We start from the raw sequence: 24,132 nt of genomic DNA, 5'->3' as shown, positions 1-24,132 counted from the left end.
AGATACCGAGGAAACTAATGCTCACAAGGATCCCAAGGGTCCTTTTTGTAGATTAAATTCCCTCCTACCATTGAGAACTGGAGATCCTCCGGTTTTGAAGACACTACGCAGGAATAAGGGTCGGGGGCAATTCCCCCTTTGCAGCCAATGCATATGATGTCGGCACTTTTTCCGACCTCAAGACTCCCTGTCTCCTCCTCGATAAAAAGAGCCCTTGCTCCACCCAGAGTCGCGAAATAGACTGCCAGACGGGCGCTTTGCCGTATTCCCTGCTCAACCATAATGTCATGCAGGAATCTGATCTCCTGGAAAAAATCAAGATCTGAGTTGCTTGAAAGTCCGTCGGTACCAAGCCCTACCCTTTCATGAGCAAACATCTGGCTCAGGTTCGGTTTACCCACTCCGAGAAGAACATTGCTTCTTGGGCAGAGAATAATGCCGATATCGGCGCCTCGGATTATTTCCATGTCTTCATCCACCACCTGGACCATGTGAACGGCGGAGAGTTTCACGTCTTTTCCGTGAAGAAATCTGTTTATGTAGCGTGTCGGAGTATCGGCCCGTGGCCTTTCGAAAGTTTCCTTTTTTATGAGCGGGAAGATTTTCCGTTCAAATTCATTGGGCAGGTTCTTCAGAAAATCGACTTCATCAGGACTCTCGCCCAGATGGATTCCCGTCGCAACCGCGTTTTTTCCCGCACAGGCAAAAACCGCCTCTAGAAATTCCGGCCCGCAGGAATAAGGTGCGTGCGGGAAGGGTCTTTCCTCGTAAAGGTCTTCGCTTTGAAATTCAAGTGAAGAAAGTCTTGGTGAAATGCGATCAAAAAGCTCGAGAAACGCGACAATTCTCATCCCCGAGCTTCTAAGCATCTCCCTCCCGCCGAAATCCAAGGAAGATATTTCCCCTACCGTAGTGACACCACTACCGATGACGTCGCGAATCCCCGCCCTCATTGAATCCTCGACAAGATCTTGATCAATTCCGCCGGCCTTAAGAGCGATCAGCCGCTCAAGCCATCCGGCAAAATCTTCGAAACCTACGATCTTCCCCCTCGTCCAACTGAGCTCAAGGTGGGTGTGGGCGTTTACAAACCCGGGAAGTATTATCGAGTTCTGCCTTCTTATTTTCTGTAAGCTGGGATAGTCAGTCTCGATTCTATCTGATGTTCCGATGTCAACGATACGTCCCCCGTCCACGACGACGGCTCCATTGCGAATTGGTTCAGAACTTATCGGAATCACCACATCCGCTTTTAAAAGCAGTCTTTCCATCAAAAAATGAATCGGTCGCCCTATAAATTTATAGTGGAAGGATTTCTTAGTTTGTAAAGAAGATCGTCGCTCAACATTCCCGAAAAGACTTCTTCCACCTCGCCGCGCATAGTGATCGCCCAGTCTTCCCCGACGTTTATGTCCAGATGCCCGCCGGGCATCAGCACCCTGAGATTTCGGTCCGTAAGGCCGGATTTCACGCACACCGCGGCGACCGCGCAGGAGCTGCTGCCTGAGGCAAGAGTGTAACCGGCTCCTCTCTCCCAGATTAAAATACGAACGCTCTCGCGCGAGATCACCTGGGCAAACTGAACATTAGTCCTGTTGGGGAAGATGGGGTGGTTTTCTATCTCGGGTCCGAGCTTCCTTATGAGATCTTCTCTTAGCTCTTCGAAGAAAATAACGCAGTGGGGGTTGCCCACCGAAACGGCCGTAAAATCAAATTCTGATGCGCCGAGAACAAGGCGCTGCCCCACAGTTTCCTCCCCCTCCATGTCTACCGGCACCTCATCCGCCCTGAAAGTCGCCGCACCCATTTCCACCGTGACGTGGTGGACCTTTCCGTCTTTCTCCTCGACTTCGGCCGTAACAAGACCGCCGGGAGTATCTATGGAAAAAGTCTTGCTCGAGGCGTTTTTCCTCTCGTAGAGGTACTTGGCGAAAATCCTGAGCCCGTTTCCGCTTTTTTCCGCCTCGCTCCCGTCAGGATTGAGAATCCTGAGCCCGAAGTCCCCTCTTGCAGGGGGAACCAGAAGCAGTATGCCGTCAGAACCTATGCCGTAATTCCTGTGGCATATAAGTTCTATGGCGGATTTGCCGAGATCAAAATCTATTTCGGCGCTGTCTAGGACGATATAATCATTTCCCAACCCGTGTGATTTTACAAAGCAGTTCATCACGTTGTTTGCAGTTTTGGGAAAATATTCCGTAAGGAGATGTTAGTCCTCCAGAATGAAGGTGATCCTAACGTGGGAACGGTACTCGGCAATCTTCCCATCTTCTATGCGGGCGTTCATTTTCGTTACCTCAATTCCGGTAAGACCCCTTAGGGTCGAGTTCGCCCTGTCAAGAGCTTCCTGCACAGCGTCATCCCATGACTTATCAGATGAACCTATAACCTCTGTTACTCTAGCTACAGCCATCGTAATCCTCCTTAAAACAGTTTTTTGCCGTAATTCGGGGCGTATATTATAACGTTATTTCCAAATCTTTGTAAACAGACGACTTCATTCAAATTTGTGCTGCCCCGGGAAGATATATCCCATAACGAACGTCACCACCACGATGCAGAACCCGATCACGGCTCCGAGCGCCGCCCTTCTGCCTCTCCATCCGAGGGAAAGACGTCCGTTTATCAAAAAAGCGTAAAGAAGCCACGTAACGGTAGACCAAGTTTCCTTGGCTCCCCACGTCCACACATCGCTCCATATTTCTTTTGCAAGTACGAAACCGATAACGAGACTCACGGTTAGAAGCGGGAACCCGAGCAGAAGACTCAGGTGGTTTATCTTGTCAAGCGTTATCAGGGAAGGGAGTTTTTTCAGGTGGCTTCCGACTCTTTTCGATTTCAGCTGGTTTTCCTGGAATATGTAGATTACGCCCGCTAGAAAAGATATCGCGAAAAACGCTTCTCCAAGAAAAATGGACAGTATGTGCGCCAGCACCCATGGGTTTCCAAGCGTCGGGTCCTGGGTAATCATCCCATCCGGAATGATCACGTAGGGCAAGGTCCCGAGAAAAGCCACGGGGAGCACGAACGCGCCGAGCACGGGGGTTTTGAACCTCAGTTGCGAAACTAAAAAGACAAGCGTTATAAGCCACGAGAAAATAAAAAGGGGCCTTGAAGTACTTCCGGCCAGTACGTCGCCACGCATGAGGAAAACGACGAGCAACGCGGTATGAGTAAGAACTCCCGCAATGGCGAAATAAATGCCCGCCCGGGAGATTTTTCTTTTCTGCGACCAGAGGTAAGTACCGTAAAGAAGAGAAGAAAGCAGGTAAAGAGCGGAAATCAGATATATGACATTCATTGAAGGTATATTCTATTGCTTGGCCCGGCAAATACAAATCGGGAAAAGTCGTCAGGCCTCTGACAGATTCTTAAGACTTTCGGCTTGAAAATGGGCCGCGAGAGGCTCCAGCAGAGGATCAAGCTCTCCTCCCAGTACCGCCTCTATCTTATGGAGAGTGAGACTTATTCTGTGGTCGGTTATTCTCCCCTGAGGAAAGTTGTAGGTTCTTATTTTTTCGCTTCTGTCCCCGCTTCCGACCTGGGTTTTCCTAGTGCGCGAGATCTCGCTTGCGCGTTTTTGCTCCTCAATCTCGTAAAGCTTCGCGCGTAGCATGCTCATCGCATGGACCCTGTTTTTCTGTTGCGAGCGATCGTCCTGGCACTGCACGACGATTCCCGTTGGAAGATGGGTTATCCTTATCGCGGAATCCGTCTTGTTGACATGCTGTCCCCCAGGGCCCGAAGACCTGAAAGTATCTACCTTGAGTTCCTTCTCGTCCACTTCCACGTCAACCTCGTCGGCCTCCGGAAGTACAGCGACTGTCGCCGTTGACGTATGTATTCTCCCGCCAGCCTCCGTCGAGGGTATTCGCTGAACCCTGTGAACCCCGCTTTCATACCTGAGCTTGCCGTAAACTTCCCGTCCTTCGATCCTTACCACAAGTTCCTTTATCCCGCCGATCCCGGTTTCGTTAAGCGTTATGGTTTCCAGCTTCCAGCGGCGGTTCTCGCAGTACCTGGAGTACATTCTGAGGAGATCGGCCGCGAAAAGAGCCGCCTCCTCCCCTCCGGCTCCGGCCCTTATCTCAAGAAACACGTTTTTCCCGAGATTCGGATCTTTAGGCAGAAGAAGCTTTCTGAGTTTAGCTTCGAGTTCGCCTTTCTCCTCGGAAAGCTCTTCAAGCTCCTCACGGGCAAGAGGTGCAAGTTCCGTGTCATCGAGCAACTTGCGGTTCTCCTCGGCAGCCTCCGCGACTTCCTTTAACCGCGCGTAGACAGAGACTACGTCCTCAAGCTCCGCACGTTCCTTGGAGCACTTGATTCTCTGCTGGGCAGAGATATCAGGGTCGCCGAGCACCCTCTCAAGTTCAACGAACTTCCGCTCGAGTTCCTCAAGCTTCTCAAACAGCTTTTTGTCTTCAACGGGACTTGCCTGCATGCCAGAAATTATAGACAAAAAGTCTTTAAAACGTAAAAAAATTTCTTTGCGGCTCCGGCGAAGACGCTTGGGGCGTGATTCTTGTAATAATGTCACCATAGTGATACAATTTACTTTAATTATGGAATCATTGGAGATTCTTGAGAGAAAAATCAGAGAGTTTGTAGACAAAAACGCCAGGACTGCTGAAGAACACAACAGATTGCTTGAAGAGATTAAGGTGCTCAGAGAGAATGTCGCTTCGCTTGAAGCCGAAAAGGAGCGCCTCAGAACACGCGTCGACAATATGATAAGAGTAATTGAACAGCTCCTTGGCGAAGAATCGGTATGAAAGACAGGATAAAAGTAGTTTTCTTTGGCAAGGAATATTCAGTCCTTACAGATGCTGAGAAGAGTTACCTTATGAAAATTGTAGAGCATCTTGAACAAAAGATTGCCAAGGCAGCTGAAGACAACGCACCTGTAACTGTCCCTACTCCCGTTTTTCTGGCTTCTCTTGAGATCGTCGATGATTTCTTCGCATTGCAGAGGGAATTTGATGAGTTCAAAAGAACCGCGGAAAGAAAAACAGAAGAACTGGTCGGACTGCTCGAATCACCCGGAAGCCAAAAAGAACCCGTCCTTATTGAAGAAAGCCCCGAAGACCCTTTCAGATCAAGAGGAAACAGCTTCTGAGACCCGTTCCGGTTCCACATACATAAACGGTTACCGGGAAACCAGCCCGCAGGGTCCCGTCCTTGAGGAAAAAGATAGGCTGAGAAGAGATCTTCTCGAGAAAAGAAGGAATCTTCCCCAATCTCTGCGCCGGGAAAAATCCGCCCTGATTCTCAAGGTTCTTCTCTCCGAGAAGATTTTCTCCGACGCGTCGAGCGTCGCTCTTTACTTCCCCGTAAACGGCGAAGTCGACACTCGCGAAATATTCAAAAAATGCGTTGATCTTAAAAAAAAGGTTTTTTTTCCGAAAACCCTAGGCTCCGATCTTGTTTTCCTGAGAACAAGGAATATTGAAGAACTTACCCCTGGGGCCTTTGCCATCCCAGAACCCCCGGCGGACGCTGAACGCGCCCGCGGCGACGAGCTTGACCTCGTACTGGTACCGGGAGTGGCTTTTGATTTCTCCGGGAACAGAATCGGGTACGGAAAAGGTTTTTACGACAGGTTTTTAAAAGATATACCCAGGCAGATGCGCTTCGGACTGGCCTACCAGTTCCAGGTGTTAGAAAACATCCCTTCGCACGAAACCGACGTTAAGACGGGTCGCATAATCACAGAAGACGGAACCATCGACTGTCTGGAAAAAGAAGGAGACTGAAATGCAAGCACAATCAATACTGCTGTTTTTGCTACTCTTCGGACTTGGATTTGCCGCCCATTTCATCTACAGGATGATCAGGGAGAAAAACGGGATCCGCAAAAGCCAGAGTCAGGCCCAGACCATAATCGAAAAGGCCGAGAAACAGGCGGAAGAGATAAGAAACAGGGCCGAGAACAGGGCGAAGAAGCTCGTCAAGGACAGAAATTCCCAGATGCAGAAGATGTCGAGCGAAAAGCGCAGAGAGTTTTCCGCTACCGAAAAAAAGCTAAAGGCAAGGGAAGAGAAACTTGGCAAAGAATACGAGGAAATTGACAGAAAGAAGACGAAACTTGAGGAAGTAAAGGCGGATCTAGAGAGCAAGGACCTGACTCTTGATGAGAAGCAGAGAACTCTTGATGAGAACATCGAAGAAATAAAGGGAAAAATAGAGGAGGTGTCGGGTCTTACCCGCGAGTCAGCGAAAGCCGAACTGGTAAGACTGGTTGAGGACGATGCAAGACACGAGGCGGCGAAAAGACTCAAGCAGATAGAAGAAGAGTGCAATTCCTCGGCCGAGCGGAAGGCGAAAGACATAATATCCCTTGCCATACAGAGATATTCCGGAAGCTACACGAGCGAGAAAACCGTGTCGGTCGTCAATCTTCCGAGCGACGACGTAAAGGGAAGAATTATCGGGCGCGAAGGACGGAACATCCGCTCCATAGAGCTTCGTACCGGGGTGGACATCATTATTGACGACACGCCCGAGACGGTTGTGATTTCGTGCTTTAATCCCATCAGGCGGGAAGTGGCGAAGATTTCGCTTGAGCGGCTTATAGCAGACGGAAAAATTCACCCCGCAAGAATCGAGGAAGTTGTAACCGAGGTTGAAAAGGAAATAGAAAGGGAGATACAGAAAGAGGGAGAACAGGCTCTTTTTGATCTCGGCATAAGCGGCATGCACCCGGAACTGATAAACAAGCTTGGGATGCTTAAATACAGAACAAGCTACTCGCAGAACATACTCAATCACTCGATTGAGGTAGGGTTCATCTGCGGGATGCTCGCTTCCGAAATCGGTTACAACGAAAAACTCGCCAAAAGAGCCGGACTGCTCCACGACATAGGGAAAGCGGTTGATCACGAGGTTGAAGGCTCCCACGTGGACATAGGAGCGAACATCGTCAAAAAATATGGTGAACCCCCCGAAATTATTGACGCGCTTGAAAAAACCCATGACCCCCAACCCCAGGGAATCCTGCCGCTTCTCGTACAGGCAGCCGACGCCATCTCCGCCGCTCGTCCCGGCGCCCGGAGAGAAACCTATGAGAACTACGTGAAAAGGATCGAGAGCATAGAAGGCGTTGCGAGTTCTTTTCCGGGCGTCGAGAGATGTTATGCGATCCAGGCCGGAAGAGAGGTAAGGGTGATAGTGGAAAGCGACCAGGTGAGCGACGAGGAGGGAGCTATCCTTTCCCACGAAATAGCCAAGAAGATAGAAAAAGAGGTCGTTTATCCGGGTCAGATAAAAATCATGGTCATAAGGGAAAGCAGGGCAACGGCATATGCTTCATAGAGAACATAACGGCACTTCTGCCCCGGCTTTAAGGTTTATGGTATATTAGACACCACTTAAAGAGGAAAAACCGGCGGACGGGACTTCTCAAGGAGGATAAAATGTCACCACGAAGAAACGAGGAAGCGGAGAAAACACTCAAGCGGTTCAACAAGGAAGCGCTTGATTTCATGATTGAGAACCAGAGCAAAATCGCCTGCGCAATAGTCTACGCCCTGTCTCATCTGAACCAGCCGCTCATCGCGGGATACCAGCGCTATTTCAACAATAACGTAATCCTGAAATACGATTCAAAAGCGGTATTTGCCCACAACCCAGATCTTCCGGATTTTCTGTGCGCATATTTCATTTTAGTGAGAAAACCGGACAAGGCCGACAAGAAGGAAATCATTGAAGACTCCAAGGTATACGTCAACAATTTCCTGGAGTTTAACATGGAGATACTTTCCGGTATATCCTGCTTCGTCTTTGACATAGAAAACGGCGAGGTAATCGAAAGAGTCGACCGAGGGAAAAAGGAAAGCATGGAATCCGTCGAGTTTCTCAATATCTGAGCGTTCCGCTATTTTGTCCTTTCGATTTAAAGACCGGGAAATGAAATTGACCTTGGAACTGTCTTGAGAATTCTTGGACTAGAGATTTTGAGCGCTGAAACTAGACATGTTTCAGCGAGTCGATAAGAGCCCCAAGCGGTTTGTCGGACCCGGAGAACCTGTCCTTGAAAGTTCCCCCGTTTTCAAGCTTGAGCACACCCCTTGGGCACACGGCTGCACACACTCCGCATCCGACGCACGACGCTCTCACTATGTTTTCGCCCTTCTGCGCGTAAGCCCTGACGTCTATTCCCATCTCGCAGTAGGTGGAACAGTTCCCGCACGACATGCACTGGTCGCCGTTTGTGGTAATTCTGAACCTTGAAAGGTACCTCTGGAAAATCCCGAGGACGGCCGCCATAGGACAACCGAACCGACACCATACCCTGCTTCCCATTATGGGGTAGAAACCCACGCCTATGACCCCAGAAAAAATGGCCCCTATGTAGAACCCGTACCATTTCTTAAGAGACATCGAGGCTTCTCCGAACACCGCCCCCGATGTTGCGGAGTTAACCCAGAGAAGAATCGTCGTAACGACAATGAACACCAGCACGGAATGAACGACCCAGCGTTCTATCCGCCACGCCTTTTTCGATTTGTCGGAAAGCTGCCTCCACGGATCCCCCATGGTTTCCGCAAGCCCACCGCAGCCACAGACCCAGGAGCAGTACCATCTCTTGCCGAAATAGTAGGTAAGAAGCGGAGTGGCGATGAAGGTCATCACGGCCCCCCAGAAAACAAGGAACATTCCAAGTCCCCCGGGATGATTAACGAAATAGCTTAAAGTGCCCGGGAACAAGTATTCAGGTTTAAGCGGCCAAAAGTAGCTTAGGTAGAACTCGGGCTGGTTAAAGAGCATAAGTAGGTTGGGGATAAGAAAGGCGAACCCAAGCTGGAAAAACATAACGGAAGCCGTTCTTATTTTCTGGTAGCGATTATGCCTGTATTTCATGAACATTCTTACTCCGAAAATGAAAACGGCCAAGGTGTAGAGAAAACCGTAGAAAAACCAGTTGTTGGCAGGAGAACCTGAAAGGGCCAGAGAAAGCGGGTTTACGATCTTTATTCCCCCCGCCAAGTATTCGGGAAACCAGTAGAGAGCTATGTAGAAACCGGTGAACACAATGCCGACAAGCCAGCCGAGAACCCCCCTGCTGGTTAACCCTCTGAAGTAGATGTTATCATGCTTTATTCCGGAAACGGTGCCCTTGAAGTTAAGGTAGAAGTAAAACGCCGTACCGAAGGAAACGGGAAGGAATACCAGGAGAAATCCGGCCCACGTACCGCCTGGAGGCATGCCCATGGACTGAAGGGCAAACATCAGTATTCCGAAGCCCAAAACGGCAAGAGAGATCTTTTCTCCGGTTCCAAGCGGCTTGTCCGGGGCCTTCTCCGGCTCCTCAAAACCGAGGGCTTCTTCGTCAAAATCGTAATCTATAACATCTTGTTCCATCAGGCTGCCTGTTTCCTTATCTCCTTTATTATTTCCGCTTCGCATTTTTCGTAGAATTCCGGATCGAAATTGGCATCCCCCAGATGATCGAGCACATAGTCAAGGGATCTCTTCTCCGCCACCCAGCTCTCGCAAACCCTGTGGCTGTAGCGAAGGCCCATGACGTTTATGCCGCAGACAACTCCGCCCTTTGTAACGATTCTTATTGAACGGCCATGGTCGGGATGCTCCCAGTAAAAATTGTCCTCCCCTTCAACGGGAAGGTTTCTCACTGTACCGTAAGTCTGGTACTCAAGATCGAAAAACTTGGCCGAGTTATACCATATCCCCGGGTCATACACGCTGTGTCGGCCGGCTATTACCTCTCCCGCCACTTTTCCCTGGTTCTTGCCCGTGTACCAGACCTGCTGAATAAGGTTCCTTCCCTCCCCCTCGGTGATTATCTCGGCGCAGTCCCCGGCAGCAAACACATCCGGGGTATCGGTACTGAAACTCCAGTCAACTAGAATCCCCCTCCCTGTCTTTATCCCGCTTGCCTTGGCAAGGGCTACGTTGGGACTTACCCCCGCAGTGAGACCGACGATCTGGCATTCTATGAATTCCTCTTTGTTAGTCACAACTCCCCGCACTCTTCCGGAATCGTTCCCTACTATCTCCTTAAGTTCCGTTAAGAGCCTGAGATCGATCCCCTGCTCCAGAATCACGCGGTTTATCATCTGTGATTCCTCAATCGGAAGAACGTTAGTCCAGTAGGACTCTTCTCTCACCAGGAATGTGACGTGGATATTGCGAGAATGGAGCATCTCGGCAAGTTCGATCCCGATCAGGCCCCCTCCAACTATAACGGCGCTTCGGGCTCCTTTTACGTTCTCGTAAAGAAGCCTGAGATCCATAAGGCTGTAGAGGCCCTGTACTCCTCCGAGATCTTGACCGGGCCACCCGAACTTGTTTGATTTGGATCCCGTGGCGATAAGCAGCTTATCGAACGAAACGGGATCTTTTTCGTGCATAATGAGCTTTTTTCCGGCAGCATCGATTTCGGCAACCCAGCCCCTTATCAAATCAATGCGGTTTTTCCTCCAGAGACTGTCCTCGTAGGGCTTGGTGTCCTTGTAGCTCATGTGGCCCATGAATATGTACATGAGCGCCGGGCGGGAATAGTGAAAGGAGGACTCCCCCGAGATCATGACGATCTCCCAGTCGGGCTGGAGCCTGCGTATGCTCAGGGCAGCTGCAACTCCGGTCACCCCATTTCCGATAATCGCTACGCGCATGGCTGGTTTTCTCCCCTACCCCAAACCGAGTTAAACTCTACGCACAGGGCAGATGCTACTTTTCGAACCGCTCTCTCTGATCCGGATTGTTCTCGAGAAAAGCCTGGAGATGCCTGTCCGAATAAGACCCTTTCGGATAATACTGGTCGTAGAAATCCACGTCTATGTGCATCGCCTGAAAAACTAATCTCATGTACATGGGATCAATAAACGCGGGAAATCTGCCGTAAGTGTCATAAATGTAGTTCGCGACATCCCTTACAATCTGCATGGTGGTCTCCGTCGGTCTTGGGGCCTTCATGAGATGCCTGTCGGGTTCCGTATAAGGAAAAGGCTTGTCGGATTCCCAAGCTTTCCACTTGTGGGCCAAGAAGTGATCAATCGCATCATCCATGTTCTCGTAGTAAGGCGGACAGTAGGCTTCGAAAACCCCGTCTTTTCCCACGGGAACGGTAGTGGGAGGATCGATCGTACCCTTTTTCGGCTGGATAAACCGGAATCCGAGCCCTTTGAACAGGTTCGGGGCGGCTCCCATGGCAAATCTCGGTATGAAGCCCGTAAACGCCCATCCGGCAAGTCCCAAAGGCTGGAGGGCAAGGGCCATGTTCTGCGTAATAAACGCCTGCTCAACGTTAAGTCCCGTTAGGATTCTTACTTCAAGGTCAAACAGAGAAAGCTTGATATCACCCTTGAGCCTGCCACTCTCCACCCACTTCTCAACGCCCGCGGGCTTCCCGGTAAGATCGTCGATAATCGTGAATCCGTAGCTGTGAGCACAGTAAAGGGTAAGAAGATTCAGATATTCCTCAGTTACGTCCGTGACCGGAACAAAAAGCGTGGAGCCGGGCTTGTTTGCATTCCACTGGTTAAACTCGAAAAGCCCCGGCATCTTATCGGGCATGTCCGCCCTTCCGTCCTCAAGTTTGTTAAGGCTTTCCCTGTAAAGTTCCAGGACCCTCGCGATTTTCTCCTCGCGGGAGAGCTTGAAAAACAGATCGATCTCATGCTCCTTGGGAAGCATGTTCTTCACGTCCACGTGGTAGAGGCCGTTGTCATTTGTGAAAAAAAGCTCAGTCCCGTGGTTGTTGCACGCAGAAGGCCAGGTTCTTCCCGTCCACTGGCAGAGAAGGTCTATCCCGTTCTCCGGCGGCAGGTCGGCTAGGCAAAGCCCGGTTAGCCCCGTTCCGGCCCACACCAGAAGTGCTTCCTCCACTTCGGTAAGGGGCACGGGATCATATTTCGACTTGAACTCAAGGGTGCTGTCCTTAAGCTCCATTCCAAGGCCGAATCTCCTTGAACGCCTGTTGAATATGGAATCGAAAAGCGGGTATTTAAGTGCTTCCTCAATTCTCTCGTTCAGAACCGTTTTGTCGAGTTTGCCGTTTTTCATCGTTTGAATCTCCTTGAGTCTGGTTGAGTGATAAAGTGAATTATACCAAAAATCAGGCGGTTTTTCCCCTCTTGAAATCCCTTGCCCATGATTTGAGGGTTTCAAGGGCGAGACGGCTGCATTTCGGGCGGGTTACCATGATATCCTTGCCGAAAAGTTCCCTTAGGTAGTCGGAGTCGAGCTCTCCGATCCGCTCCACGGTCTTTCCCTTTATAAATTCCGTAAGAACAGAAGCTGCAGCCTGGCTTATCGTGCAACCTTCCCCGTCAAAACTTATATCTTCTATGACTCCCCCATCGGCCGTGCGAATATAGATATTCAGAGTGTCTCCGCAATTCGGGTTGCCTCCCCTAAGAGTCACCGTGGGGCTCTCAAGCGGACCGAAGTTTCTCGGATTTTCGTAGTGATCCATGATCATTTTCATTCTTTCTTCTTCAATCATGTGACCGCACCGTGCCTTTTTACCTCGTTTTTTATCCTCGCATAAACCGCGCTGAGACCCCTTACTCTTCTTATCCCGAGTTTCTGGGCCACTCCGAGCTGGGAGATAAAGTCCACCGGCGCGGATTCGATCTCCTCAGGGCTCAGACCGTCAAAGGCGCTCACGAGAATCGACACAAGTCCCCTCACGGTCGGAAACGGTTCCGGGACGTCAGCGAATATGCGGGCCTTGCCGTCTTCTATCTCGACCCAGATAAAAACCGGGGTTTCACACTCGTGCACCTGGTGGAGGTCTCTGTCCACACGTTCGGCGAACCTCCTTGGAATCTCAGGAAGGTCTTCCGAATAATCTATCAGGAGCTCTATCATTTCCTGACGGTCCGCCCCTTGAAATTCCCTGACTATTTCATCTATGCTGGCCATTTCCCCGCAATCTCAAAAAAAAAGGATGCGGACCCGTAAGACCACATCCTTTCTCATTCACGCAAAAAACGTTTCTCCTTTTATTTTTCTATCGGAGCCCTTACAAGGTTCCCCCACTCGGTCCACGAGCCGTCGTAATTCCTGACGCTCTCAAACCCGAGAAGATAGGTAAGAACAAACCAGGTGTGAGAAGAGCGCTCCCCTATCCTGCAGTAGGCAATCACGTCCTGATCCTTGCTTAGCCCCTGCCCCTTTTCGTATATCTCGACAAGCTCATCGGCCGAGCGGAAAGTTCCGTCCTCATTGGCGGCCGTAGCCCAAGGGACGTTTACCGCACCCGGAATATGTCCTCCGCGAAGCGCGCCTTCCTGAGGGTAAGCCTCCATGTGAAGCAGTTCTCCCGAATATTCCTTCGGGGAACGGACATCGACAAGCGGCTTGTCCGAGTTCATGTGTCCAAGGACGTCATCGCGAAAAGCCCTTATCGACTCATCGACAGCCGACACTTTGTAATCGGTTTTCGGTCTTTCGGGAACCTCTTTTACCATATCTCTTCCCTCGTCGACCCATTTCTGCCTGCCACCGTCCATTATAAGACATTTTTTATGTCCAAGCACCTTGAAGGTCCAGAATGCGTAGCAGGCCCACCAGTTGCTCCTGTCCCCGTAGAAAACCACCGCGTGGTCGTTTGAAATGCCTTTTTCCGAAAGCAGTGCCTCGAAATCCTCCCTGCTAACGTAGTCCCTTATAAGCTGATCCTGAAGTTCGGTCTGCCAGTCGAATTTCACCGAATTTGTTATGTGTCCTATTTCATAAAGCAATATGTCCTCATCCGATTCCACTATAACGATATCGGGGTCGTCGATATGCTCCTCTACCCAGTCCGTGCTTACCAAAACATCCGGGTTCGCGTAATCCGCCATTTCTGAAACCTCCGTTCGACCACGTAGCTTCGCGGCCTTTTACAATATTTAGGTAATTATAAATACACGGGACCGGGTTTTCAAGGAAGCCCCTAGGGATCGCCGGAGCCTGTGGGAAACTTGATTTTCGGGGAGGATTGCGTGATAATTTCTTGGTACGCACAGTCTCAGGAAACCTTAAAATGGCGGAAACAGAAGAGCAGGAAACAGAAGAAATGGCGGAGCAGGAAACCGAGGCGCCGGATGAAAACGAAGTTGCCCCAATAATCTGGTCCCAGAAAAGGGTTCCGAACATAGAAAAGGGATATAACCCAAGCGTGCCTTTTTACATGATGGGAATCTTCGTCGCGCTCATAATCCTGAGCATGATTTTCGCCAAGATCACATCCTGAGCGCACAACCTCACCCCCCGCCCAGAGCCATGGACAGGAAAAATCGCGCTTCATCCGTCTCAAAGAACCAGAGCGCCCTGAAAATAGTCTGGTCCGCCCTGCTGCTTGCCATGTTCGCCTACACTGCGGTGGTTTTCGTTTTCAAATCGCCCGAGGCGCCGGATGTCAGAGAAAACGTAAAGGCAGCATTTCTTCTGGGAGGAGCGGTGCTTGGAGTAATTTCCCTTCTCATATACAAGTTTACCCTTTCTGAGAAATCGCTTCGCAAGAAATTTCTCTCAACTCAAGGCCAGGAGCCGGGGAAAAGGCTAGAGGAACTCTCAAACCGTATCTTGCTCCCGCATGTGGTTCCCTGGGGAATAAATGAGACCGTTGTGCTGCTTGGATTCGTGCTCGCATTTTTAAGCAAAAACCCCCAAGACATAATTCCTTTCTCAATAATAGGAATCATCCTGCATATCTACATGTATCCTAGGGTGGAGCAGCTTGTCGAGAGGACAAGAGATTCAGTCCAAGATGCGTGATCACTCAAAAAAGCGCCTTATCTCCATCTGAGTCTCCTCGAGGGAACCGGAAGCTTCTATTACCTTGATCCTTGGGATCTTTTTTTCAATCAGCTGTCTGTAACCCTCGTCCACTCGGTTATGGAACTCAAACGGTTCCTCGTCCATCTTGTTTCTTTCTCTACCGCGGTCCTTGAGTCTCAAAAGCGCCTGCTCAACCGGTATCGAAAGAAAAAACGTGACGTCGGGCTCAACATCGAGACTTGATGCCACGGCCATGCGGAAAACCAGGTCAGGGTCAAGCTCCCTTCCCGAGCCTTGGTAAGCAAGGGTCGAATCGTAGTACCTGTCGCAAATGACCGTGTAACCGTCTTTCAGTTTCGGCAGTATGAGCTCCCTTACGTGCTGGGCCCTGTCCGCGCAGAAAAGACAAAGTTCGGCATAGGGCTCAATATCGATATCCCTCCGGTCGAGAATCTCGTTTCTTATCGCCTCGCCGAACTTGCCCTCGCCCGGTTCCTTTGTAAAAAACACTTTGCTTCCCTTAACAGAGAGGTAATCGGCCAGAAGCCTCGCCTGGGTCGATTTGCCGCTTCCGTCTATTCCCTCGAATGTGATAAATCTGCTCACACTGCGCCTCCCGGGGTTTTGTCCTGACCTCGAGACAAAAGTCCCGTCATCTTCCTGAGGTTCTTGATTTCCCCAGGGTTCAGGTCACGCCACTCCCCCTTGCCAAGCTCGCCGAGACGTACGTTACCACACGAAATTCTCTTAAGCCTAGCAACCCGAAGGCCAAAGGCCTCAAAGTATTTTTTCACAAGGTGCTTTCTCCCCTCGTGAAATGAAATGCTTACCCGCGTGCGTCTAGGGGACACTTGAAGAACACTCACTGAATCCGGCTTCGTAAACCGTTTCTCAATTTCCGTCCCCTCGCCAAGTACCGCTTCGAGATCATCCGGCACCTCTCCCGAAACTTCGGCCAGATAAGTCTTTACCACCTTGTACCTGGGGTGATGTATTCTGTTTGCAAGTTCCCCGTCGTTTGTGAGAATCAGAAGCCCCTCAGAGTCGTAGTCAAGCCTGCCGACGGGGTAAACCCTCTGCTCTATGTCTCCCAGGAAGGACGTTATCGTCTTCTTTCCATCTTCCATGGACTTGAGGGAAGTGAGGTAAAAGGGAGGCTTGTTAAGCATCACGTATCTTTTCCTTTCCTTGCGCACGGGTTTTCCGTCAAGCACTACCATGTCGGCACTCTCATCCACCACGGAACCGAGAGTACGAAAAACCTTCCCGTTTACAGTTATCCGTCCCGCCTTTATAAGGTTATCCGCTTTTCTTCTTGATGTTATTCCGCACTCGGAAAGAAATCTGTTAAGTCTCATTCGATTGGACCGGCAATCTCTAAATTCATCTTCCATAAGCGAGTTTTCTCTATGCATCTCTAAATATACACCACAAAGCCGGACATTCACGGTTATACCGGGCTGCCTTTTCGCAAACCGCAGCCGGCAAGGACCACGATTTATGAACCTTCGAGTCCCCTGACATGGGAAGCTCGTTTCTCTTATTTTTCCGGAAACAGCCCTGGCAACCAACGGGAAGCAAGTTCGGCCGGAAAGGCAAGTCTCAAAGGGGCACGAGTGCTCCGTGAAACCAAGACTCCCCGTTTCAACAGAACAGACGTGACGCGACGGGCGTGACGAGGACTTGAACCGAGAAGGCGGGTGACTTCTCCTCTTGGAAGCTCTCCACGGTAAAAGGCATCTCTCATGATGATTCCGGATTGAGGGGGAAGTTCGCCTGCACGGATCTCCTCTTCGGTCCAGAGCATGATTCTGTTCAGAAGGCGGTCCGGCATTATGAGCCCCTTCATGAAATCCACCTGGTCGATGCAGGTGGTCAGGAAAAAACGTGTGAATCCCGCCAAGGCCTCTTCGCTCAGAGAACCCCGGCCGTCAAGGTCGTTGCGGCGGCCCGCATCACATGCCATCAGATGGTTTTTGTACTCTCTCTCTTTACGAACAAGCCCTCTTGAAACCGACCATATACGGACTGCGTCCAGGGCTTCCGACAACATGGCGTCGGACATGAGGCGGGCAACGCGTCCGTTTCCGTCCAGAAAAGGATGTATCCAGAGCAGTCTGTGATGAGCCGCCGCGGAAGCCAGGATAGCGTCGGTTTTGCCGAGATTTCCGTAGACACTTTCAAACCGCTTCATAAAACGGGGCACCGCCCCAGGACTGACGGGAACATGGCGACCCACTCGGACATCGTAATCACGGAGTTCGCCAGGAACAACGCTGACAATCTCACCCGTATCCGGATTTTCCACCTGAAGCAGTTCCTGGGGAAGCAGTTTCCCGAACTGGCAGTGGATTTCCTGCAGACAGGCAACTGCGGTCGCCCCGCCCTTGAGGACTTCTTCGTCAATCCATTTCTGAACGGCTATATGGGCCCGGGCTTCAAGCTGAAGGTTGCGCTTCTCGGTATCGGCGCTGTAGTCGTCTTTGAGTGCCCTCCCGATATCCGTCAGGTGAGTGTCGTGTCCTTCGATAAGATTGCTGTAGTAGCAGTTCATCGTCCTTACGAGATCGGAAAGGGACTTGACTATGCCCTCCGGCAGGCCGCGGCGAAGACCCGCCGCACGCTGCGCCAGCTCAACAGCCAGGTCCGTCAGTTCTCCGCGGTGTCTTGAAGTTTCGCCTACAAGAAACGGTTCCATCAGGCTGACCGTCTCGCCACGATCCTCCGCACCGCATGCTATGGCCATTTTGATGGCCGGTTTTTTGTCCGGTTCAATATCACTCATAAGACAAATGATACCATGAAGTTAGATTCATTTCAAGACTTTTATCTGTATTTGTTTTGTCCGGTTCTAAGTCCGCAATATTCAGAGATTACCATGCGGTTTCAAGCATTCCAGAAAGGTAAACATTCGTGTCCGTACCGGTCTGTTTTCTCGCGACCCGTATAGATAAGAACCGATCTCTTGTTGTCGGGGTTCAGTTTTTTATAGAAATTAAGCCCCTTGAACAGACTGGAGCTGAGGGTCTGCGTCGTTTTTATTTCATAGGAAACCACATCAGCGCCATCCTGCTCCAAGAGATCAACCTCGTTGCCCGTGTTGTCCCTGAAGAAATACAGAGACGGAGACTCGACGTTGTTAAGTTTCCGCTTGACCTTTTCCATTACGACCAGATTTTCAAAAAGCATCCCCTTAAGCGGATGCGATTTCACGTGCTCAACTGTGCTGATCCCAAGCAGATAGGAAGCAAGTCCCACGTCGCAGAAGTAAAGCTTCGGCGTTTTCACGATCCGTTTCCTGAAATTTCTGTAGTGCGGCGGAAGAAGATAAATGATATAGCTTGCCTCAAGAACCGAGATCCATGCGTCTACAGTTTTGCCGTCAACCCCTATATCATTGGCCATTCGGGTCTTGTTGAGCATCTGCCCGACATTCGAGGCGCACAATCTCAGGAAACTCTCGAACTGTCTTAAATTCTTAATCTCCCTTATATCCCTCAGGTCTCTCTGTATATAGGTATCGGTATAAAACGAAAGCGCCTCGGTAGGGTTCAGGTTCCTGTCAATTATTGCCGGATAGAATCCCCGATAGATCAGATTTTCGTATGAGGACTTTTCCTCCAGTTCCTCAAGCGAGAAGGGAAGCAGGTTTACAAGCGCCGTCCTTCCGGCAAGCGACTGGGAAACCATGTCCGTCAGACTGAACTGATGGCTCCCGGTCAGAATGAACTGTCCGGCCTGACCGCTACGGTCCACGATTCCCTGAATATAAGAGACCAGATCGGGAACATGCTGAACCTCGTCTATAATCGTTGTTTCCGATTGCGCTAGGAATCCTCTCGGGTCTTTCCGAGCGTGCTCCCGCATATCGGGGTCTTCCAGGCTGAGATAAAGATGCTCCGGAAAACATTTCACCGACACCGTCGTTTTTCCTGACTGGCGAGGTCCCGTAATCGTTATAACAGGATACCGACGGGCCAGACCTAGAAGCTTGCTTTCTATCGTACGACTTATCATATTTTTTACAATTATGGAATATGATTCCGAATTTGTAAAGTTTTTTTTTATTTCCTTCCGATTGGTACTAAATCTGAAAACCGGCAGGTCGGACCACTCACGCAGTTCAGCGGTTCATCCGGTTATCAATCAGATTGTCAATCACCGATGGGTCGGCAAGCGTTGAAGTATCGCCAAGATCAGCATAATCGTTGGCGGCGATGCGGCGCAGGATCCGGCGCATTATTTTGCCCGAGCGGGTTTTCGGAAGACCCGGAGCCCACTGTATAAGGTCGGGAGAGGCGATCGGCCCTATTTCCTTTCTCACCCACTTAACCAGCTCGCCTCGAAGCTCTTCTGAAGGCTCGGAATCGGCGTTAAGTGTCACGTAGGCATAGATGCCCTGGCCCTTTATCTCGTGCGGATAGCCCACAACGGCCGCCTCGGCGACGCTTCCGTGCGACACCAAAGCACTTTCCACCTCGGCCGTGCCCATCCGGTGACCGGACACGTTTATAACATCATCGACACGCCCAGTGATCCAGTGATAACCGTCCTCGTCGCGACGGCAGCCGTCGCCGGTAAAATACTTGCCCGGATAGGCGGCAAAGTAAGTTTCGACGAAACGGTCGTGATCTCCGTAAACCGTACGCGCCTGTCCCGGCCATTAATCGGCTATGCAGAGATTTCCCTCAGCCGTGCCTTCCAAGACGCTGCCTTCTGAATCAACCAGTTCCGGACGGATCCCGAAAAACGGCAGTGTGGCTGAGCCCGGCTTTAGGTCCGTTACACCGGGAAGCGGGGTTATCAGGACGCCCCCGGTCTCGGTCTGCCACCAAGTGTCCACTATGGGACAGCGTCCGTCGCCGACAACTTCGTAGTACCACATCCAGGCTTCGGGATTGATCGGTTCTCCCACGGTGCCAAGAACGCGAAGCGAGGCGCGGGAGGTTTCCTTAACCGGCCCGTCTCCCTCGCGCATAAGCGCCCGGATAGCCGTGGGGGCCGTGTAGAAAATACTGATGTTGTGCTTGTCGCAGACCCTCCAGAAGCGTGACATGTCCGGATAACCCGGAACCCCTTCAAACATCACGGTCGTGGCGCCGTTTGCAAGCGGTCCGTAGACGATGTAGCTGTGGCCGGTTACCCAGCCGACATCGGCCGTACACCAGTAGATCTCCCCTTCATGGTAATCAAACACGTACTGGTGGGTCATCGAAGCGTAAACAAGATAGCCGCCGGTTGTGTGCAAAACCCCCTTGGGCTTTCCGGTCGAACCCGAGGTGTAGAGAATGAAAAGCGGATCCTCAGCGCCCATTTCCTCCGCCGCACAATCAACGGCGCACTACCAATACCTTTTTTACGATCGAGTCCACAGCGCCGTCCTCAAGCGCCTTGTCCATGTTTACCTTAAGAGGCACCCTGCGAGCGCCGCGAAGCCCCTCGTCCGCCTAATGACTATCTCCGATTCACAGTCAGAAATCCTCCCTCCAAGCGCCTGCGGCGAAAAGCCTCCGAACACTACCGAATGAATGGCGCCTATGCGCGCGCACGCGAGCATGGCGAAAGCGACCTCGGGAATCATCGGCATGTATATGGTTACCCTGTCGCCCCTGCGGACACCGAGAGACTTAAGGACGTTAGCCATGCGGCAGACTTCGCTTTTGAGCTCCGCGTAAGTGAACTTTCTGTCTTCAGCAGGGTCGTCCCCCTCCCATATGATTGCGATTTTGTCAGGAGTTTTCTCCGCGTGGCGGTCAACGCAGTTTGCTGACACGTTAAGGGTTCCGTCGTAGAACCATCTGATTGACACTTCCCCAGAACCGTAGCTTGTGTTCTTCACCTCGGTATAAGGCCTGATCCAGTCAATCCGCTTGCCGTGGGCCCCCCAGAATCCCTCCGGATCCTTGACTGACTGACGATACATCCAGTTGTATTCATCCCTGTTTATCAGGGCTCCTTCTGTAACGGCTTCTGAGGGTGGAAAATTCTTCGGTTTTGGCATGGATTTCCTTCTTGCCGTGTTAGCAAACTTCCATATGAGACACTCTATCCACACTGTATACATGTGTCAAAGAGTGCTGAAAAAACAATGGCAGCCTTTAAGCTGCCATTGTTCAATAAGTTTTTACAGGCAGTTAAGAAACCGCCGGTTTCAGAAAAATTTAGGCTCTTCTTCTGAGGAAGATAATGGGAAACAGAACCGAAGCCGTAAGGAATAGTTTAAGCAAAGCATTCTGAGGCGTATGTCCCGATCCGGCGATTGCGAATCATTCATCATCATTCTGTTCATTCTCCTGCACAGTCATAGCGTCTGGGTGGTGTGTTAGCAGGGTGGTCTTTATAAATTCCAGAACCGAAGATGAAGATAGACGGAGGAAAACCACCACCTGCACTCATGCCCGCACTTTCGTTCAGGTCTGCTACTTCGATGTAACCTATCTTATCTGATGTGCCGGGAATAGTGCCCTCTACGGTCATATCATGCATACCATCATCAGGATCACTGGGTTTATCCCAGCGGTAGTAGACCGTAGCGAAATCTCCTATTTCTGGATCGCCACCGCTTCCGCAGGTTAACGCATTTCGGAACAGAGTTGATATTTTCTTGTCATTCCCTGGTAGTTTAAGGTCCGTGACAGTAAGATCAAGGCCGTTCAGGCCAGGGTCGTTCCCGTTCAAAAACACTGTACCTTCCCTGTTCATACGCATGATGAAGGTGTATATGTCTCCACTTTTCAAGTCTCCTGTCCCAAAGCAAGCGTCAATACGATTTAGCTGTTCTGTAAGCTGTTGACCAAGTTTCATTCTCAATGCTAATGCTTCTTCTCGTGAAAGCGGGGGAGTCTTACCTTCATCCCGAATTATCCCAAGTACTATACCCTCGACTAATTTTTGAGTCTCTCTGATAACATCCTGTACGTAGGCTTTAAGGCTGACTTCGTCTTTTACTGTTGCGGCTGGATTTTCAAGCGTTATATTTTCACAAAGTTCCGGAAGAGAGAAGAAACCTGCATTGTTATCATCATGATGAAAACCTGCTACGAAAGTTAACACTCCGCGGGAGGAATCTACCTTGACAGCGCAGGCAACTCTGTTTTCCTGTTTGTACATGTACGGTTCGCAAGTTGTTTCCTCAATGTCCGATTCCATGATTAATTTGTCCAAAGTACTATTGCGACCCTTCTTATAATCGTAAGAACGCAAACTAGGGTGTTCCGCGTGGTTTAATAGAACTTCCTCCCCTACTAGGAGCAACGTGTACACTTTAAGTTCGCTATTATTGTATTCCTCTTTTTCCCTAAAATCCTTATACAATAATACCAAATCTGTATCCTTATCTGGGAGTTCATCATCATTGTCAATTTTTTCAAAATCTGCAAATACGTAAGAGAGAAAACCTTTTATCTGATCTTCATCTGCTGGATTCGTGACCTGATTAGCCGGCATTGGGTTAGCCATCTCTTCCTCATCGCCACCGCACGAAAGAACAAATCCCAAGGCAAAAAATACACCTAAAGCTATTCCATATACTCTGTATCTCATCTTAATTATTTTACCTCCTTTCTTGCTAACAACACAACATTGGATTGAAACATAAGGGCACTTCTAACCCGGATTTCTCACGGTAAGATATAGAAAAAGACGTTGTTTGTGTTATAATAAAGCACGAGGAGACAACAGCCTTATGAGTACATAGTGTACCACCAATCAACTTGAATTTCTACCCTCCTTCAAAAATTCCACAACCACAAAAAACAACTCCAAACCCCAAAGAACCCGGAGGCACTTGCGTAGTTGAGTATGTCCATACAGGGCAAGGGGTTTGAGAAGGGGCAGAAAACTTTTTACCCCAGGATTTCCATCAAAACCCCTTAAAACCACCTGATTCTCTGTGGAAACCAAAAATTCCACCCCAAGACAAAATCAGTTCAGGTGAATGGCAGGGGATACATGCCCATCAAGGCAAAGGGTATTCAGAATGTTTTGTATTTCAGTCGTAAGCGGTAGAGTTAGAGTATGCAGATAATTGTAGGTGCGCTGAGGCGGGTTGGCGTCGGGCTTTGCGCTATGACTCTGCTGGGCATTTTAGCCCTCGGCAATGTGGGCAGCGTGTGGGCTGCGGCTGTATGCAGCGACACACCCGGCGTGGGAGACTGGATACTGTGCGAGGAAAACGACGATTCGCTTCTCCAGATCGATGCCCGCGGCGTCACCATCGAGACAACCAGCAGCAACACTCACGGAGTCCGTAGCCGTCACACAGGCACTGGGAACAGCGCGATTGTTGTCCGAACCGCCCCGGACCCCCAGAATCCCGGACTTGTGAAACTAAGCACCATAACGACCGGCGGCAATAATGCCCATGGCATCTACGGCCATCGTTCAGGAGGCAGTGGTTTAGTCCAGATCAACGTCAATAAAGCGAAAATTACGACGACGGGCCTACAGGCGGACGGCGTTAACGGACTGTTCCAAGGCGATGGCATATTCAGGACAACTGTGCGCGACAGTTCAATCGTGGCACAGGGCCAGAGATCCGCCAGCATTTTTGGACGGCACTTTAAATCTGGCCATATTCAAATCAATGTCCGCAACACCAAAATCGAAACCAGAAGTACGGCGGTGGACAGTGATGGCCGTACAACGGCCCACGGCATCTGGGGTTGGATTAGTAGACCAGAGGGCACTGGCAATATTGACATCGACGTGCTGGGCGGTTTGTTCGAGACGGCGGGCACAGTTTCTCACAGCATTGTCGGACAGCACCCGGGTACCGGCGATGTCGAGATGGACATTCTTCTGGATGCCTCGGTCGTGACAGAGGGCAGACAAGCCTACGGTATTTTGGGATGGCAGCAGCAAAATGGCAGTGTTGACCTGAATATCCGGGGCACTACCGTCAACACCAAAAGCACGCAAGTCGGGACCAACGGTCGTACATCGGCCCATGGTATCTTCGGGGTGGTCCAAAACCCAGCCAACACGGGCGACCTGGCCATCAAAGTGCAGGACAGTTCGATCGAAACTGCGGGCATAGCATCTAACGGCGTTTACGGATTGAACTAGGGCAGCGGCAACATTGACATCAATGTGCAGGGCGGCTCAGTCAAGACAACAGGCACGGCCTCTTTCGGCATTTACGGGCTGCACCAAGGCAGCGGCAAGATTGACATCGCCACGGGCGGGAGCCACACAATCTCTACGACCGGATCCAATGCTGCCGGCATCGTAGCCTATCACTACGGGACGGCGCCCGTGCGTCGCATGACCGTCACGGTGGGCGGCAGGGTCGATGCGAGCGGGGCGGGAGCCCAAGGTGTACGGGTAGGCAATGTGTCTCAGGGCACCGTGGTTGGTGCTGCTACTCTAGACGCGGAGGGCTTGCGCCAGCAGACAGTAATC

24 protein-coding genes and 1 pseudogene are annotated in these 24,132 nt (G+C 50.7%); 8 read left to right on the top strand and 17 right to left on the bottom strand.

The annotated features are described in order from the left end of the window. Positions 1–14 precede the first annotated feature (14 nt). The 5 genes from OXG75_03990 to prfA all read right to left on the bottom strand — a co-directional run bounded on the left by OXG75_03990 (position 15) and on the right by prfA (position 4,411). Positions 15–1,271: an amidohydrolase family protein gene (locus tag OXG75_03990; protein MCY3625144.1), complete on the bottom strand. Its 1,257-nt coding sequence runs from the start codon at positions 1,269–1,271 to the stop codon at positions 15–17. A 20-nt stretch (positions 1,272–1,291) separates the two neighbouring features. Beyond that, positions 1,292–2,167: a diaminopimelate epimerase gene (dapF, locus tag OXG75_03985; GenBank protein ID MCY3625143.1), complete on the bottom strand. Its 876-nt coding sequence runs from the start codon at positions 2,165–2,167 to the stop codon at positions 1,292–1,294. A 42-nt stretch (positions 2,168–2,209) separates the two neighbouring features. Further along, a complete protein-coding gene (locus OXG75_03980) occupies positions 2,210–2,413 on the bottom strand; it encodes a dodecin family protein (GenBank protein MCY3625142.1) in 204 nt (67 codons plus the stop codon). Positions 2,414–2,497: 84 nt separating this feature from the next. Next, on the bottom strand, positions 2,498–3,301 hold the full coding sequence (gene ccsA / locus OXG75_03975) for a cytochrome c biogenesis protein CcsA (protein MCY3625141.1): 804 nt from the start codon (positions 3,299–3,301) through the stop codon (positions 2,498–2,500). Between the two features lie 51 nt (positions 3,302–3,352). After that, positions 3,353–4,411, bottom strand: coding sequence for a peptide chain release factor 1 (prfA, locus tag OXG75_03970; protein ID MCY3625140.1), 1,059 nt, complete (start codon positions 4,409–4,411; stop codon positions 3,353–3,355). Positions 4,412–4,562: 151 nt separating this feature from the next. Here prfA and OXG75_03965 point away from each other — a divergent pair, with 151 nt between their 5' ends. The 5 genes from OXG75_03965 to OXG75_03945 all read left to right on the top strand — a co-directional run bounded on the left by OXG75_03965 (position 4,563) and on the right by OXG75_03945 (position 7,865). Beyond that, positions 4,563–4,772: a hypothetical protein gene (locus tag OXG75_03965; protein MCY3625139.1), complete on the top strand. Its 210-nt coding sequence runs from the start codon at positions 4,563–4,565 to the stop codon at positions 4,770–4,772. Continuing rightward, a complete protein-coding gene (locus OXG75_03960) occupies positions 4,769–5,116 on the top strand; it encodes a cell division protein ZapA (protein MCY3625138.1) in 348 nt (115 codons plus the stop codon). The genes OXG75_03965 and OXG75_03960 overlap by 4 nt, the downstream gene beginning before the upstream one ends. Then, entirely contained in the window at positions 5,067–5,753 is a 687-nt protein-coding gene (locus OXG75_03955) for a 5-formyltetrahydrofolate cyclo-ligase (GenBank protein ID MCY3625137.1), read from the top strand. Before OXG75_03960 ends, OXG75_03955 begins: the two co-directional genes overlap by 50 nt. A gap of 1 nt (position 5,754) precedes the next feature. Then, positions 5,755–7,311, top strand: coding sequence for a ribonuclease Y (gene rny, locus OXG75_03950; GenBank protein MCY3625136.1), 1,557 nt, complete (start codon positions 5,755–5,757; stop codon positions 7,309–7,311). Positions 7,312–7,412: 101 nt separating this feature from the next. After that, positions 7,413–7,865 carry a hypothetical protein gene (locus OXG75_03945; protein MCY3625135.1) on the top strand — a complete coding sequence of 151 codons (453 nt, stop codon included), beginning with the start codon at positions 7,413–7,415 and terminating at the stop codon, positions 7,863–7,865. A 100-nt stretch (positions 7,866–7,965) separates the two neighbouring features. On the opposite strand, the gene OXG75_03940 is transcribed toward OXG75_03945, so the two are convergent. The 6 genes from OXG75_03940 to OXG75_03915 form a co-directional block, all read right to left on the bottom strand. After that, on the bottom strand, positions 7,966–9,360 hold the full coding sequence (locus tag OXG75_03940; protein MCY3625134.1) for a 4Fe-4S binding protein: 1,395 nt from the start codon (positions 9,358–9,360) through the stop codon (positions 7,966–7,968). Continuing rightward, complete coding sequence (locus tag OXG75_03935) at positions 9,360–10,634, bottom strand: FAD/NAD(P)-binding oxidoreductase (protein ID MCY3625133.1); 1,275 nt, start codon at positions 10,632–10,634, stop codon at positions 9,360–9,362. The genes OXG75_03940 and OXG75_03935 overlap by 1 nt, the downstream gene beginning before the upstream one ends. A 55-nt stretch (positions 10,635–10,689) precedes the next feature. Further along, the gene (locus OXG75_03930; protein MCY3625132.1) at positions 10,690–12,024 is read right to left on the bottom strand and encodes a hypothetical protein; all 1,335 of its coding nucleotides are present in this window, start codon (positions 12,022–12,024) and stop codon (positions 10,690–10,692) included. A gap of 52 nt (positions 12,025–12,076) precedes the next feature. Continuing rightward, positions 12,077–12,466, bottom strand: coding sequence for an iron-sulfur cluster assembly scaffold protein (locus OXG75_03925; GenBank protein ID MCY3625131.1), 390 nt, complete (start codon positions 12,464–12,466; stop codon positions 12,077–12,079). Beyond that, positions 12,463–12,888 carry a SufE family protein gene (locus tag OXG75_03920; GenBank protein MCY3625130.1) on the bottom strand — a complete coding sequence of 142 codons (426 nt, stop codon included), beginning with the start codon at positions 12,886–12,888 and terminating at the stop codon, positions 12,463–12,465. The genes OXG75_03925 and OXG75_03920 overlap by 4 nt, the downstream gene beginning before the upstream one ends. Before the next feature lie 80 nt (positions 12,889–12,968). After that, a complete protein-coding gene (locus OXG75_03915; protein MCY3625129.1) occupies positions 12,969–13,811 on the bottom strand; it encodes a sulfurtransferase in 843 nt (280 codons plus the stop codon). A 182-nt stretch (positions 13,812–13,993) separates the two neighbouring features. On the opposite strand from OXG75_03915, the gene OXG75_03910 reads away from it, so the two are divergent. Then, positions 13,994–14,203 carry a hypothetical protein gene (locus OXG75_03910; protein MCY3625128.1) on the top strand — a complete coding sequence of 70 codons (210 nt, stop codon included), beginning with the start codon at positions 13,994–13,996 and terminating at the stop codon, positions 14,201–14,203. 29 nt (positions 14,204–14,232) lie between these two features. Further along, a complete protein-coding gene (locus OXG75_03905) occupies positions 14,233–14,727 on the top strand; it encodes a hypothetical protein (GenBank protein MCY3625127.1) in 495 nt (164 codons plus the stop codon). Here OXG75_03905 and tmk read toward each other — a convergent pair whose 3' ends face one another. The 6 genes and pseudogenes from tmk to OXG75_03875 all read right to left on the bottom strand — a co-directional run bounded on the left by tmk (position 14,728) and on the right by OXG75_03875 (position 22,272). Beyond that, positions 14,728–15,336: a dTMP kinase gene (tmk, locus tag OXG75_03900; GenBank protein MCY3625126.1), complete on the bottom strand. Its 609-nt coding sequence runs from the start codon at positions 15,334–15,336 to the stop codon at positions 14,728–14,730. Next, positions 15,333–16,088, bottom strand: a complete 756-nt coding sequence (locus OXG75_03895; protein MCY3625125.1) for a pseudouridine synthase — start codon at positions 16,086–16,088, stop codon at positions 15,333–15,335. The genes tmk and OXG75_03895 overlap by 4 nt, the downstream gene beginning before the upstream one ends. A gap of 182 nt (positions 16,089–16,270) precedes the next feature. After that, positions 16,271–17,428: a Fic family protein gene (locus OXG75_03890; GenBank protein MCY3625124.1), complete on the bottom strand. Its 1,158-nt coding sequence runs from the start codon at positions 17,426–17,428 to the stop codon at positions 16,271–16,273. Between the two features lie 188 nt (positions 17,429–17,616). Beyond that, on the bottom strand, positions 17,617–18,747 hold the full coding sequence (locus OXG75_03885) for an ATP-binding protein (GenBank protein ID MCY3625123.1): 1,131 nt from the start codon (positions 18,745–18,747) through the stop codon (positions 17,617–17,619). Between the two features lie 106 nt (positions 18,748–18,853). Next, positions 18,854–20,731, bottom strand: a pseudogene (locus tag OXG75_03880) (acetate--CoA ligase). Between the two features lie 284 nt (positions 20,732–21,015). Continuing rightward, positions 21,016–22,272, bottom strand: a complete 1,257-nt coding sequence (locus OXG75_03875) for a hypothetical protein (protein ID MCY3625122.1) — start codon at positions 22,270–22,272, stop codon at positions 21,016–21,018. A gap of 474 nt (positions 22,273–22,746) precedes the next feature. Here OXG75_03875 and OXG75_03870 point away from each other — a divergent pair, with 474 nt between their 5' ends. Further along, positions 22,747–23,796: a hypothetical protein gene (locus OXG75_03870; GenBank protein ID MCY3625121.1), complete on the top strand. Its 1,050-nt coding sequence runs from the start codon at positions 22,747–22,749 to the stop codon at positions 23,794–23,796. Positions 23,797–24,132 lie beyond the last annotated feature (336 nt).

The sequence above is a fragment of the Candidatus Dadabacteria bacterium genome, from assembly GCA_026705445.1.
Taxonomy (GTDB): domain Bacteria; phylum Desulfobacterota_D; class UBA1144; order Nemesobacterales; family Nemesobacteraceae; genus Nemesobacter.
Note: the sequence above shows the minus strand (reverse complement) of the source record. Positions and strands in the feature narration are given on the sequence as shown.

Coding starts and splice junctions, on each gene's coding strand:
- OXG75_03875 (MCY3625122.1), bottom strand. CDS start 22,272: ATGAGATACAGAGTATATGGAATAGCTTTAGGTGTATTTTTTGCCTTG.
- OXG75_03945 (MCY3625135.1), top strand. CDS start 7,413: ATGTCACCACGAAGAAACGAGGAAGCGGAGAAAACACTCAAGCGGTTC.
- OXG75_03930 (MCY3625132.1), bottom strand. CDS start 12,024: ATGAAAAACGGCAAACTCGACAAAACGGTTCTGAACGAGAGAATTGAG.
- dapF (MCY3625143.1), bottom strand. CDS start 2,167: ATGAACTGCTTTGTAAAATCACACGGGTTGGGAAATGATTATATCGTC.
- OXG75_03965 (MCY3625139.1), top strand. CDS start 4,563: ATGGAATCATTGGAGATTCTTGAGAGAAAAATCAGAGAGTTTGTAGAC.
- OXG75_03960 (MCY3625138.1), top strand. CDS start 4,769: ATGAAAGACAGGATAAAAGTAGTTTTCTTTGGCAAGGAATATTCAGTC.
- OXG75_03885 (MCY3625123.1), bottom strand. CDS start 18,747: ATGATAAGTCGTACGATAGAAAGCAAGCTTCTAGGTCTGGCCCGTCGG.
- OXG75_03910 (MCY3625128.1), top strand. CDS start 13,994: ATGGCGGAAACAGAAGAGCAGGAAACAGAAGAAATGGCGGAGCAGGAA.
- ccsA (MCY3625141.1), bottom strand. CDS start 3,301: ATGAATGTCATATATCTGATTTCCGCTCTTTACCTGCTTTCTTCTCTT.
- OXG75_03870 (MCY3625121.1), top strand. CDS start 22,747: ATGCAGATAATTGTAGGTGCGCTGAGGCGGGTTGGCGTCGGGCTTTGC.
- OXG75_03920 (MCY3625130.1), bottom strand. CDS start 12,888: ATGGCCAGCATAGATGAAATAGTCAGGGAATTTCAAGGGGCGGACCGT.
- OXG75_03915 (MCY3625129.1), bottom strand. CDS start 13,811: ATGGCGGATTACGCGAACCCGGATGTTTTGGTAAGCACGGACTGGGTA.
- OXG75_03890 (MCY3625124.1), bottom strand. CDS start 17,428: ATGGAACCGTTTCTTGTAGGCGAAACTTCAAGACACCGCGGAGAACTG.
- OXG75_03925 (MCY3625131.1), bottom strand. CDS start 12,466: ATGATTGAAGAAGAAAGAATGAAAATGATCATGGATCACTACGAAAAT.
- OXG75_03990 (MCY3625144.1), bottom strand. CDS start 1,271: ATGGAAAGACTGCTTTTAAAAGCGGATGTGGTGATTCCGATAAGTTCT.
- OXG75_03905 (MCY3625127.1), top strand. CDS start 14,233: ATGGACAGGAAAAATCGCGCTTCATCCGTCTCAAAGAACCAGAGCGCC.
- OXG75_03940 (MCY3625134.1), bottom strand. CDS start 9,360: ATGGAACAAGATGTTATAGATTACGATTTTGACGAAGAAGCCCTCGGT.
- OXG75_03980 (MCY3625142.1), bottom strand. CDS start 2,413: ATGGCTGTAGCTAGAGTAACAGAGGTTATAGGTTCATCTGATAAGTCA.
- OXG75_03895 (MCY3625125.1), bottom strand. CDS start 16,088: ATGAGACTTAACAGATTTCTTTCCGAGTGCGGAATAACATCAAGAAGA.
- rny (MCY3625136.1), top strand. CDS start 5,755: ATGCAAGCACAATCAATACTGCTGTTTTTGCTACTCTTCGGACTTGGA.
- OXG75_03935 (MCY3625133.1), bottom strand. CDS start 10,634: ATGCGCGTAGCGATTATCGGAAATGGGGTGACCGGAGTTGCAGCTGCC.